Source organism: Halobacterium sp. BOL4-2, assembly GCF_016917835.2.
Classification (GTDB): domain Archaea; phylum Halobacteriota; class Halobacteria; order Halobacteriales; family Halobacteriaceae; genus Halobacterium; species Halobacterium salinarum.
The window spans coordinates 1,300,213-1,311,867 of sequence record NZ_CP070332.2 but is presented as its reverse complement, the minus strand read 5'-3'; the positions used below and the strand labels follow the sequence as shown (position 1 = coordinate 1,311,867).

Below are 11,655 nucleotides of genomic sequence, written 5' to 3'. Positions count from 1 at the left end.
GGCGCATCGCAGCCGGGCCGACGACGGATGGCACGTCTCAGCCCACACAGAGACATCCACACCAATGCACAGACGGCAGTTCTTGACCGGGCTTGGCATCACCCTCGGTGGTGTCACAGTCGGGTCTTCCACCCGGGCGCGCACAGTCATCACAGACACAACCGCAGCGACGGCCGACGACCGTGTCGACGAACTCCTCTTCGATTCGTCGGCGGGCCTCCTGGCCGCACCCCGCACTGACGGCGGCGATCCGGGATTCCTCCCGGACGCCCAGATCGTGGCCGCGGCCGAGCCGACCGCAACGACCGTCGACCGCGACGGCAACGACGACACCACCGCGTACCCCGACGGCGAGACGATCCCACTGATGGCCGTCGACGGCTCCGTGGTCGCGTTCGCCGCGCCGTTTGCTCCGGACGACAGCGACGCCGGGTCGTACGGCAACGAGGACGTGTTGCTGAACGTCTTCGACGCCTACGCCGACGCGGGCACGATCTACTGGGACGACGGCCACGACCAGTTCTACGACCGCGCCTCGCACTCGGCGGTGGCCGCGCGCGCCGACACCGCGGGCCACACGGTCGCCGCGACGACCGACATCGCCGACGCGGTCACCCGTGAGGACGCCGCCGCGGCCGTCGTCACGTCCCCCGCCGACCCGTTCAGTGCCGCCGAACAGGACGCGCTGGCGGCGTTCGCCGCCGACGGCGGGCTCGTGGTGTTGATGAGCCAGTCGGACTATAAGAACTACGACGCCACGGCATCGCTCAACGACCTCGCCGACGGCATCGACACCACCATCCGGTTCAACGACACGCAGGTCACCGACGACCAGCACAACGCCGGCGCAGCGTTCGCGCCGACGACGGCGACGTTCCCCAGCGACGACCACGCGTCGCTGCTGGCGGCTCGCACCGACGGGACCGACGATGTCACGATCACCGCCGACGAAACGTACACCGTCGACGTGGTTCGGGTCACCGACGGCGACACTGTCGACGTGCGGTTCCGAGACGGCACGACCGACACGGTTCGCATCGTCGGCATCGACACACCGGAAACCGGCCAGACGACCGAGCGGGTCGCCGAATACGAGGGCATCACTGACGCCGCCGCGCTGAAAGCCCGCGGCGACGCCGCGACCGCGTACGCACGGGACGCGCTCGGCGGACAGACGGTCACGCTGTCCTTCGATGCGGGCGGGCCAGCGCGCGGCGACTACGGCCGCCTCCTGGGGTATCTCACGCTCCCGGACGGCACCACGTACAACCGCCGCGCCGTCGCCGACGGCGTGGCGCGCGTCTACGCCTCCGCGTTCTCCCAGTACGACGACTACTGGGCGGCCGAAGCCACAGCCCGGGCCGCCGGCGACGGGCTGTGGGGGCTCTCGGACCCGACCGCCATCGACGGCCCCGACAGTCGATCCGTCGAGTCGCTGTTCTTCCCCGATCCGGTCGCGGTGACCGGCGGCCAGACAGTGGTCACGTCGGCCGACAGCACGCCCCTCGTCACCGCCGATGCTGCCGCCCGCGTCGCCGCGGTCGGTGGCCCGCTCATCGACGAAGGGTTCGAACCCGCCGAGTCCGACGGCGCCGCCACCAACGAGGGTCACGACGTCTCGATGTTCGTCGCCGAGCTCATCGACTGCCTCGCTGCGGACGGCTTGTCCGCGCCCGTGCTCGTCGACGGCGGCCACGGCCAGTTCGGCAGCGACGCCGCGCTCTCCGCGGAGGACGTGGCGTACTTCCAGCGGTTCCTCGAAGGCTGGTCGCCGGCCGGCGTGGACCTGGACGGCGTCACCACCCTCCCCCACGACACCGGGCCGGCGCTCTGTCACGCCGACGGCACGCCGGCCGCCAGCGCGCTCATCGTCTCGTCGCCCACTACCGCGTTCACGGCCGCTGAGCGCCGCGCGGTCGCCGACTTCGCCGACGCCGGGGGCGCTGTTATCCTCATCGGGTCGGCGGCCGACACCGACGCGCTGGCGCGGTTCGCGCCGCTCACCGATGCACTGGATACGACCGTCGGATTCACCACGACGCCGGTCACCGACCGGACACACAACCTCGGCGGCGATCCCACGCGGCCGACGACGACGGCACTCACGGAGCCGGCCGCCGTGCTCGGCTCGAACGCGACCTCGCAGTAGCCGCGGCGCCTAGTTCCCGCGGTCCTGCATCCGCTCGTCCTCGGGCAGGTCGGCGTTCGGGTCGCCCTGCATGCCCTCCCCGATGTTCGACGCGATCTCCGCGAGGCGCTCGGGGTCGTCGTGGTTGTTCACGGCGTCCACGACCGCCCGGCCCATGGCCTCGGGGTTCTCTGCGCCGAAGATCCCCGAACCGACGAAGATGCCGTCACAGCCGTGATGCATCATCAGCGCCGCGTCGGCCGGCGTCGCGATGCCGCCCGCCGCGAAGTTGACCACCGGCAGCCGCCCCATCTCCGCGGTCTCGTGCACGAGCTCTCGGGGGGCTTCGTGGTCGCGGGCCCACATGTCCCGCTCCTCGTAATCCATGCCTTCGAGCTTGCGGATGGCGGATTTGATGTTGCGCTGGTGGTGGACCGCCTGGTTGACGTCACCGGTGCCGGCCTCCCCCTTGGTGCGGATCATCGCCGCGCCCTCGTCGATGCGGCGCAGCGCCTCCCCGAGGTTGCGCGCCCCACAGACGAACGGCGCGGTGAACTCGCGCTTGTCGATGTGGTACTCGTCGTCGGCGGGCGTCAACACCTCGCTTTCGTCGATCATGTCCGCGCCCACCGCCTGCAGGATTTCGGCCTCCTTGCGGTGGCCGATCCGGGACTTCCCCATCACCGGGATCGACACCTCCTCGATGATGCCGGTCAGGCTCGCCGGGTCGGCCATCCGCGCCACGCCGCCGCGCTTCCGAATGTCCGCCGGCACGGCCTCAAGGTTCATCACAGCAACCGCACCCACGTCCTCGGCGATGCGCGCCTGCTCGCGGTTCACAACGTCCATGATGACGCCGCCCTTCTGCATCTTCGCGAACCCGCGTTTCACCAGCTCGCTGCCGCGCCGCAGTTCCTCGAGGTCGGTTTCCGTTGCCATACCATACCGTTGGTTTGGGAGTGCTTAATTGGGCCGGTTGCGGAACGACCTGAACGCAGCGTCACGCCGCCAGCACGCCCCCGACACCGCTCGCTCCGGCGGCCGGCTTCCCCGGCGCTGACGGCCGTGTGACCGCCACTGGCACCCGCCCGGACCGCAAGCGCTATGCGGCGACCGCGCGACCGTCGCCACGTACCGATGCCGACTCGTGACGCCGCCGAGACGACGCCCGACGACACGCTCCCGTGGTACGTCGCCCCGCTCCCGACGCGACTGGAGGACCTCGCGCTCCGGCTGGCGTGGGTCATCGCCGCGATCAACGTCGCAGGCACCGTCTTCGGGTTCTGGTACTACCGCATACAGCTCGCGGACACGCCGCTGGCGGCCTGGATCTTCGTGCCCGACAGCCCGATGGCAACGCTGTTCATCGCGGCCTCGTTGGTGGCGTACAAGCTCGACTGGGACGCCGACTGGCTGCACGCGCTGGCGTTTTTCGGCTGTCTCAAACTCGGCCTGTGGACGCCGTTCGTCCAACTCGTCGTGAACGGCCAGGGCGCGCTCTGGTGGGGCATGTACTGGTTCCTGGTGCTCAGTCACTTCGGGATGGCCGTCGAGGCGTTCATCGTCCACCGCTACGCGACGTTCTCGGTGCCCGCCGTCGGGGTGGCGCTGGCGTGGTACGGCATCAACGACCTCCTCGATTACTTCCTGGGTGTGCTCGGTGGCCCCCACCACACGCTCCTGCGCGCCGAACTCGGGGCCGAAGCTCCCCACGCCCTGTACGCCCACGACATCGCGGCCGCCTGCGCGGTGGCGCTCACCATGCTCGCGACCTACCTCGCGCTCGCCACCCACATCCACGCCACCGAGCACCGCCGGTGACTCACGGCAGCTTCAACATCCGTGCGCCGTCCTCCTGGGCGCGCAGCACCTCCGCGACGCCGGACGGAACCACGGTGACGCCGGACACGAACTCGGCGTTGGTGTAGTCGAAGCGCGCCACCGAGCGCTCGCAGACGGCCACGGTGACGCCCGCCGCGAGCATCTGCGCGACGTTCTCGGCTTCGGGTGCCGACGCGCGCAAGAACCGGACTCCCGGCCCGTTGACGACCACCTCGATGGCCTCCGGCGGGGTTTCGACGCTCGCGTCCTGCACGAGGTTCGCGAGGTTCTGCAACGCCATCGTCCACCCCGACACCGTCTCCGCCGTGATATGCACCACGACACCGGACTGACTGCTCATACACCGCGTGGTTGGAGGGACGCCCGCATAACCCTGCCGTCACTCCCCGGTGCCGGTGTTCTCGTGGGCGCGCACCCACAGCTGGCCGATGCGGGACAGCCACGTCCGGTAGGATTTCCCGTGTTCCTCGCGCTCGACGTACCCCTTCCCGCCCGGTCCGAGTTTGTCAACGGTGTAGGTCACCTTCGACCGGAAGCTGTCGGTGTACTCCTCGTTGAGGTCGTCGGCCAGCGCCGCCGCCAGCTCGCTGACCGACTCGAAGGTGCCGTGCTCGCCGAGGGTGAACAGGATCACCTCCTCGAAGGGCTTGACGTTCGAGAACGACGCCACGGGCAACTCCACGATGTGGCTGCCCCCGATCTCCTTGGCGCCGATGGTGGTGCCGCGCTCGTCGAACTCCGCGAGCAGATCGCGGGCCGCGGTCAGGCGCTCGTCGACCGCGTCCGCGTCGACGTCGCCGTCGGCCACCGACTCAAGCAGGGCGGCGCTGGCGCGTAACTCCTCGGCGAGCTCGGTTTCCAGATACTTCTCGGGGGCCGTGTAGTAGGTGTGGATGCGGTCGCGGTCCTCGGGCTGTTCGACCATCATCGAGTGGGCGGCCGTCGCGAACGCGAACGAGACGGTGCGGGGCATCGACGCGATGTTCACCCACACCTCGCCGTCGGGGTCGGCGTCGAGAACGTCGTCGATGAGCGCGAACGCCTGCTCGAAGGCCGCGTCGTAGTCGTACACGTCGACCACGGACACGCGGTCGGTGTCCGCGCCCAGTAGGTTCCGGAAGTCCTGTTCGAGTTTCTCGGAGATGCGCTGGCTGTACTCCACGTTCGCCTGACTCCCCACGGCCCCCTCCAGGAGAATCACGCGGTCGACCTGTAACTGCTCGCGCACCAGTGGCGCGATCAGCCGGTCGTAGTCGAAGCCGACCGGGACGACGTGCGTCTGCATGCCTTCGGCTTGGAGCATCGGCGGCAAAAGGCTACCGCGCTCCCAGCGAGGCCCCGACACCGCCAGCAGTAATAGCCGGGCACGCCCTATCGGGCGTATGAGCAAGTGGCTGGCGTCCGGGCTGCGACGCGATGTCTGCGTCGTGGTGGCTGGCGAGGGGTCCCCCACCCAGCAGTCCGTGAAACGCGCCGTCGAACGCAAACACGACGACCGCATCGACCCCCAGCGCTTCGTGGGCGTGATCCGCAAGCTGGAGTCCGCGGGCATCATCGAGCGCGAACGCGACGGCCTCCACGATCGGCTGCTGTTGACCGACGCCGGCCAGCGCCGGCTCCGGGAGCACCACGCCTGGGTGGCCGACTACCTCGACGACTGACTCAGTCCGCGCGCAACGCGTCGACGTACGCGCTCGCGTTCTCCGTGGCGCTGGGCGCCGTCACGGCCGAGACGCCGACGGTCAACACGACGCCGAGAGGGAGGCCGACGACCTGCGCGAACCACCCAAAGTACGACGACGCGATGATCGGGACGCCGGCCAGCGTGACCGGCGGCCCGAAGACGGTCGCGAGGTAGAACGCCTGGGTGCCCAGGACGCCGGCGAACATCCCGGCTTTCGTGGTCCGGCGCCAGTACATCGCCAACGCGACCGGCGGCGCGAGCTGGGCGAACCCACCGAAGGCCGTTGAGCCGACCTCAAGCAGGCTGCCGGGCCGCAGGAGGCTGCCGCCGAACGCCGCGACGGCGAACGCCGCAACGCCGACGCGGCCCAGGGTGTCCTCGCGGCGGGCGGTGGCGTCGGCGTTCACGAACGGCCGGTAGATGTCCCGCGTGAAGTACGACGACCCCGACAGCAGCATGGAATCACTGGACGACATCATCGCGGCGAGCGCGCCCGCAACGACGAGCGCGGCGAACCAGCCGGGCGTGTACTCGCTGAGGAGGATGGGGACGATGTTCTCGCCGTCGGGCAGCGGGAGCCCAACGCCGTTGGCCCACGCGCCCATCAGGAACGCCGGCACGAACAGCAACACGACCAGCAGCGGCCAGATCGCGAACGTGCGCTTGAGGGTGCGCTCGGAGTCCGCAACGAAGAACCGCTGGTTCACTTGCGGGAACATCGAGACGCCGACGGCGATGCCGATGGCCTGCGAGAGCATCCACTGCGGGGAGTACGCGCCGCCGCCGAGCGCGCGGAACTCGGCGGGGAGTGCGCCCGCCAGCCCGCCGGTGGTGCCCGCGATCTCGGCGGCCACCCAGACGAACGCCACCCACGTGATGCCGAGCATGAACACGCCCTGCAGGGTGTCCGTCCACGCGACGCCGCGCATCCCGGAGATGGCGACGTACACGACCATGAACAGCGTGATGAACCCGGCACCCGCCCAGTAGGGGACCGCGCCACCGGTGAGGCCAACCAGCGCTTCCCCGGCACCGATCTGCTGGAGCATCACGTACGGGAACAGCCAGAAGATGCTGACGCCCGCGACCAGCCCGCGCAGGCCCCGGGAGCCGAAGCGGTCGCCGAGCATCTCGCCGAGCGTGACGTAGCCGTTGGCCTTGCCCAGCAGCCACTGCCGGTAGCCCAGGACGTACCACAGCAGCCCGAACAGCACGCCGTCCATGAGGCCCATGACGAGGATCCACTCGGGGCCGTTGGCGTACGCGATGTTCGGCCCGGCGAAGAACGTGAACGCCGACAGCAGCGTGGCGAACGTGGTGAACAGGAGCACGCCGGTGCCCAGGCCACGCCCGGCGAGGTAGTAGTCCTCGGCGTCCCGGTCGGTGACGCGGTACGCGACGAGACCGACCGCCAGCGCCACCACCATGTAGCCAGCCACCACGCCGAGCTCCAGGGCCACGCCGCTCACTGTCGCTCACCCGTCACGAACAACCCCCAGTCGCGGCGCGCGAACGCCCCGAACGCGAGCGCGGTCACGCCCATCCAGGCGATGTGCCACCACAGCCAGACCGGGAGGCCAGCGACGAGCGTGTCGCTGCGCCAGAGGAACCACGGGACGGCAAGCCCGAGCAACACGACGAAACAGCCACCCCAGCCGAGCGCGCGCCATGTTCGCATGGAATCATGGTACGCGTCCCATCCCGGGTTAATCATTGGGTTCCGGGGGTGGCTGCCAGGACGCCGGTTTCATGCCGCTCACGACAGGTATTTGACGACCCCCGTCATACAACAATGCAACACGAAACCGATGGAAGACACCGCCAAATACCTCATTCACGCGGACTTCGTCGTTGACGGCGTGGTCGAGCGCAGCGACGTCGTCGGTGCCGCGTTCGGGCAGACCGAGGGGCTGCTCGGCGACGACCTCGCGATCCCCGACCTCCAGGACTCCGCGAAGCTCGGCCGCATCGACGTCTCCGTGGACAGCGAGGGCGGCCAGTCGTTTGGCGACATCACCATCGCATCCAGTCTCGACCGCGTCGAAACCGCGACGCTTGCGGCGGCCCTCGAAGCCGTCGAACGCATCGGGCCGTGTCGCGCCGACGTCGAAGTCGACCGCATCGAGGACGTGCGCGCCGCCAAGCGCCGCGAAGTCGTCGACCGCGCGAAGGAACTGCTCGCGACCGCCTTCGACGAGGGCGCGATCAACGCCGACGACATCCTCGACGAGGTCCGGGAGAGCGTTCGCGTCGACGACATCACCGACTACGACGGCTATCCGGCCGGCCCGAACGTCGACTCCAGCGACGCCGTCGTGATCGTGGAGGGCCGCGCCGACGTCGTCACCCTCCTGAAATACGGCATCAAGAACGCCGTCGCCGTCGAAGGCACCAACATCCCCGACGCCATCGCGGCGCTCTCCCGGGAGAAGACCGCGACGGCGTTTCTCGACGGCGACCGCGGCGGCGACATGATCCTGCGCGAACTCGGACAGGTCGGCAGTTTGGACTTCGTCGCGCGCGCCCCGACGGGGGAGTGTGTCGAGGACCTCTCCCGGCGGACCGTCGACTCCGCGCTCCGGAACAAAACCCCGGCGTCGGCCGCCGCCCCGATCGCCACCACCCAGTCCGAAACCGCCGCCACGGACGGCAGCGCGACGCCGGCGCCCACCCCCGAGCCGGCGCCGGACACAGCGCCCTCTCCGGACAGCGACGACGACACCGAGGCGGCCGCGCCGCCGACGCTCGCCGAGCACGCCCGCGCGGTCGCGGACACCGAGACCGCACGCCTTCTCGACGACGCGCTCGCCCGCATCCGGGAGGTCCCAGCGGCTGAGGTCGTCGACGCCGTCGCGGACGCCGACTCCGTGCCGGCGGTCGTCGTCGTGGACGCCACGATCACCCAGCGCCTGCTCGATGTCGCCGCTCAGCGCGGCGTCGCGTCGCTGATCGGTGCCGACACCGATGAATTCGTCAAACAGCCGCTTGCCACGCGCGTTCGCACCCTCGACGACGCCCGCACCTGACTCACGCGACGCCGACAGCGAGCGCGAGCGCACCGCCGACCGCAGCGCCGGTCAGCGTCGCCAGGAAGTTCACACCCTGGTTGGTGAGCACGCGGCCTTCGATGGTTGCGCCCGCGAGGCTGTCGGCGGTCATCCCGGCGACGCCCGCCGCCACCACCACGCCGCCGCCCCGCAGCGTCACGCCGAACACCGCGACCGACAGCACCGCAATGATCGTCGCCCCCACGACGCCCGCGAGCTCGCCCTGCCAGGTGACCGCGCCGTCGGTCCCGGGGTCGACGCGCTCGAACGTCGTCACCAGCCGCGGGGTGTCGAACAGCCCGCCGACCTCCGAGGACAGCGTGTCAGCCAGCGCCGTCGCAACGCTGCCGGCGTACGCGAACAGGAACGCCGTGTCGGCGAACGGCACGTGTGCGTGCGCCGCATACAACACCAACGCGATGAGCGCGGCCGCCGAGTTCCCCAAGACGTTGGCTGTGCCGCGCGCGCCGTCGTTCGGCTCCGCAACACCGCGGTCGGCCTTCAGCTCGTACTTGAACTTCGTGGCCAGGCTGCCGACCGCGAAGAACGCAACGAGCACGACGAACCAGCCGTAGCCGCCGAGCACGACGGCAAGCAACCCGAGAAAGACGCCCGTGAGCATGCCCGCGATCGACGTCGCGCCGAGCGCACGCGACACCCACCCGAACGCCGTCGTGACCGCGAGCGCGACGAGCACGCGCTCCCAGGCCGCCACCGTCGGGACGCCGGCCAGCGGTGCCAGCGCCGTGACCACCCACAACACCACGACCACCGACCCCAACACCAGCGGGGCGTCCCGGAGCGCAAACAGCGTCCGCATGATCCCCGCCAGCAGCGCCCCGCTCACCGCCAGAAACACGAACTGGGGCTGTCCCACCGGCGCACCGGCGCTCGCGGCGACCACGGCCTGGCCCGCGAAGGCAGCGCCGGCGGCCGCGACAACGAACCCGCACATCGACAGCGTGCGGTTCTCTCGCACCGCCAACACGAGCCGGCGGCCGAGGTCGCCGTAGCCGACGATGAGCACGGCCGCGACGAACACGTCGGCGGGCGCGCCGAACGCCGGCAGCAACACGGCGGCGATCGCCGCCGCCAGTGCGAACGCCACGAGCGTGTGCAGTCGCCCCGCGTTGCGGTCCCGCACGGTCGACAACACGTCGAACAGCCAGCCGTCGGTGATCACCGCCGCCCCGGCGGCGACGGCCACGAACGGCACTGCGGCTGCACGGCCGAACGCGGGGGCCGCAAGTGACAGCGTCGACACCAGCGCGAACGCCAGTGCGCGCCGCAGGCTCCAATGCACGTCTGCCTCCGATTTGCCGGCCCCGCACTTAACTTCCCCGAAGCCGCGACCCACAACGCTTTGCACGGCGGCGCGTCATGGCCGACACGTGGGCCTGTACGACTACTATCTGGCCGCCCGCGTGCGCCGCCACAGCGCCGAGGCACCCGCACACACTGCGGTCGTCATCACGGAACGCGACCTCCTGGAGGCCGGCGCGTACGACACGCTCGCGGACTTCTACGCGTGGGCGTTCGACTCCGGCGTCGACCGCATCACCGTCTACGTGAGCGTGCTCGACGCCGCCGCCGTCCCGACGCTCGAACGCGAGCTTGGAAACGTCGCTGCGCCCCGCGAGGTCGCGGTGCGGGGCCCCGACGACGACGAGCGCGCCGACGCCCCGATCCAAGTGAGCGTCGGCCACGGCGGCAAACACGAGTTCGCGACCGCCGTGCGGAGCGTCGCCGACGCAGTCGCCGCCGGTGACCTCGACCCCGACGCCATCGACGAGGACGTGATCGAGTCCGAACTCGTGTTCCCGGCTGAACCGGACCTCGTGATCAAGACCGGCGCCGAACGCCTCTCGGATTTCATGATCTGGCAGTCCGTCTACTCGGAGCTCTACTTCACGGACGTCAACTGGCGGGACTTCCGGAAACGCGACTACCTGCGGGCGGTGCTTGATTACCAGAACCGCCAGCGGCGGTTCGGGCGGTGAAACGCCCCCTCGGCCGCACTCAGTCCGCCGACTGCGTCTCCGCCTCGACATCCTCGGGCGGATCCGGGAGCGCGCCCTTGAACCGGTCGAGGACCCGGCGCGCCTCACCCACCTCACTGCCGAGCGCGCGAACCAGTGCGAGCGCGCGTTTCGCTCTGGTCTGCCGCCAGGACGCCGCCCGGGATTCGTACGTGCGGATCGCGCGCAGCAGATCGACTTTCGAGAACTCCGGCCAGTACGGCGTACAGAAGAAGACGGCGGCCTCGCTGCCGTTGGCGTGCCACGGCAGGAAGTTCGACGTGCGCTCGTCGCCGCCGGTGCGAATGATGAGGTCGACGTCCCGGACGGGGCTGGTGTGCAGCCGGGATTCGATGGCCTGGGCGTCGATGTCCGCGGGGTCGAGGTCGCCGGCGGCGACCGCGTCGGCGACACCGCGGGCGGCGGTGAGCAGCTCGTCGCGGCCGCCGTACGCCAGCGCGACGTTCAGCGTGAACCCGTCGTAGCCCGCCGTCCGGGATTCCGCGTACGTGATGGCGTCCCGGACGCGCTGGGGGAGGCGACCGGTGTCGCCGATGGCGCGGATCCGCACGCGGTCGGCGTGGACGCGGTCGGCGTCCGCGAACTCCCGGAGCTTCGATTCGAGCAGGTCGAACAGGTGTTGTTGCTGGTCGGGCGGGCGCTCGAAGTTCTCCGTGGAGAACGCGTACAGCGTGAGCTCCTCGACGCCCAGGTCCGAACACCACTCCAGGACGCGCTCGGTCGTCCGCGCGCCCGACTGGTAGCCGTCGGTCGGGTCGTCGCCGTGCTCGCGGGCGTACCGCCGGTTCCCGTCCTGGATGACCGCGACGTGGGCCGGCGCGCCGTCGATCTCTCTGGTCAGGAGGCGCTCGTAGACGGCGCTGGCGGCGTCCCACAGCCGAGTTCGCATTACCAAGAGACGACAGCACTCTCACG

General features: G+C 70.2%; 12 protein-coding genes. 5 read left to right on the top strand and 7 right to left on the bottom strand.

Translation table 11 applies throughout. The annotated features are described in order from the left end of the window. Positions 1-64: 64 nt before the first annotated feature. Positions 65-2,149, top strand: a complete 2,085-nt coding sequence (locus tag JRZ79_RS20230; RefSeq protein WP_205252072.1) for a thermonuclease family protein — start codon at positions 65-67, stop codon at positions 2,147-2,149. A 9-nt stretch (positions 2,150-2,158) separates the two neighbouring features. Here JRZ79_RS20230 and pdxS read toward each other — a convergent pair whose 3' ends face one another. Then, positions 2,159-3,067, bottom strand: coding sequence for a pyridoxal 5'-phosphate synthase lyase subunit PdxS (pdxS, locus tag JRZ79_RS20225; RefSeq protein WP_010903311.1), 909 nt, complete (start codon positions 3,065-3,067; stop codon positions 2,159-2,161). A 198-nt stretch (positions 3,068-3,265) separates the two neighbouring features. On the opposite strand from pdxS, the gene JRZ79_RS20220 reads away from it, so the two are divergent. Further along, positions 3,266-3,949, top strand: coding sequence for a DUF1405 domain-containing protein (locus tag JRZ79_RS20220; RefSeq protein ID WP_205252071.1), 684 nt, complete (start codon positions 3,266-3,268; stop codon positions 3,947-3,949). Between the two features lies 1 nt (position 3,950). Here the strand turns inward: JRZ79_RS20220 and JRZ79_RS20215 are convergent, their stop codons facing one another. Next, the gene (locus JRZ79_RS20215; RefSeq protein ID WP_010903309.1) at positions 3,951-4,310 is read right to left on the bottom strand and encodes a DsrE family protein; all 360 of its coding nucleotides are present in this window, start codon (positions 4,308-4,310) and stop codon (positions 3,951-3,953) included. Between the two features lie 39 nt (positions 4,311-4,349). Then, positions 4,350-5,255, bottom strand: a complete 906-nt coding sequence (locus tag JRZ79_RS20210) for a DUF6293 family protein (protein WP_049892517.1) — start codon at positions 5,253-5,255, stop codon at positions 4,350-4,352. Positions 5,256-5,352: 97 nt separating this feature from the next. On the opposite strand from JRZ79_RS20210, the gene JRZ79_RS20205 reads away from it, so the two are divergent. Next, a complete protein-coding gene (locus JRZ79_RS20205) occupies positions 5,353-5,631 on the top strand; it encodes a PadR family transcriptional regulator (RefSeq protein ID WP_010903306.1) in 279 nt (92 codons plus the stop codon). A gap of 1 nt (position 5,632) precedes the next feature. Here JRZ79_RS20205 and JRZ79_RS20200 read toward each other — a convergent pair whose 3' ends face one another. Together JRZ79_RS20200 and JRZ79_RS20195 are read right to left on the bottom strand one after the other, a co-directional pair. After that, on the bottom strand, positions 5,633-7,081 hold the full coding sequence (locus tag JRZ79_RS20200; protein WP_268824157.1) for a sodium:solute symporter: 1,449 nt from the start codon (positions 7,079-7,081) through the stop codon (positions 5,633-5,635). A 38-nt stretch (positions 7,082-7,119) separates the two neighbouring features. Next, positions 7,120-7,332, bottom strand: coding sequence for a DUF3311 domain-containing protein (locus JRZ79_RS20195; RefSeq protein WP_010903304.1), 213 nt, complete (start codon positions 7,330-7,332; stop codon positions 7,120-7,122). A 130-nt stretch (positions 7,333-7,462) separates the two neighbouring features. Here JRZ79_RS20195 and dnaG point away from each other — a divergent pair, with 130 nt between their 5' ends. Then, positions 7,463-8,680: a DNA primase DnaG gene (dnaG, locus tag JRZ79_RS20190; protein ID WP_205252070.1), complete on the top strand. Its 1,218-nt coding sequence runs from the start codon at positions 7,463-7,465 to the stop codon at positions 8,678-8,680. Between the two features lies 1 nt (position 8,681). On the opposite strand, the gene JRZ79_RS20185 is transcribed toward dnaG, so the two are convergent. Further along, positions 8,682-10,004 carry a TIGR00297 family protein gene (locus JRZ79_RS20185; RefSeq protein ID WP_012289378.1) on the bottom strand — a complete coding sequence of 441 codons (1,323 nt, stop codon included), beginning with the start codon at positions 10,002-10,004 and terminating at the stop codon, positions 8,682-8,684. Between the two features lie 88 nt (positions 10,005-10,092). On the opposite strand from JRZ79_RS20185, the gene JRZ79_RS20180 reads away from it, so the two are divergent. Continuing rightward, the gene (locus JRZ79_RS20180; RefSeq protein ID WP_012289377.1) at positions 10,093-10,701 is read left to right on the top strand and encodes an undecaprenyl diphosphate synthase family protein; all 609 of its coding nucleotides are present in this window, start codon (positions 10,093-10,095) and stop codon (positions 10,699-10,701) included. 19 nt (positions 10,702-10,720) lie between these two features. Here the strand turns inward: JRZ79_RS20180 and uppS are convergent, their stop codons facing one another. Next, positions 10,721-11,629, bottom strand: coding sequence for a polyprenyl diphosphate synthase (uppS, locus tag JRZ79_RS20175; protein ID WP_010903300.1), 909 nt, complete (start codon positions 11,627-11,629; stop codon positions 10,721-10,723). Positions 11,630-11,655 lie beyond the last annotated feature (26 nt).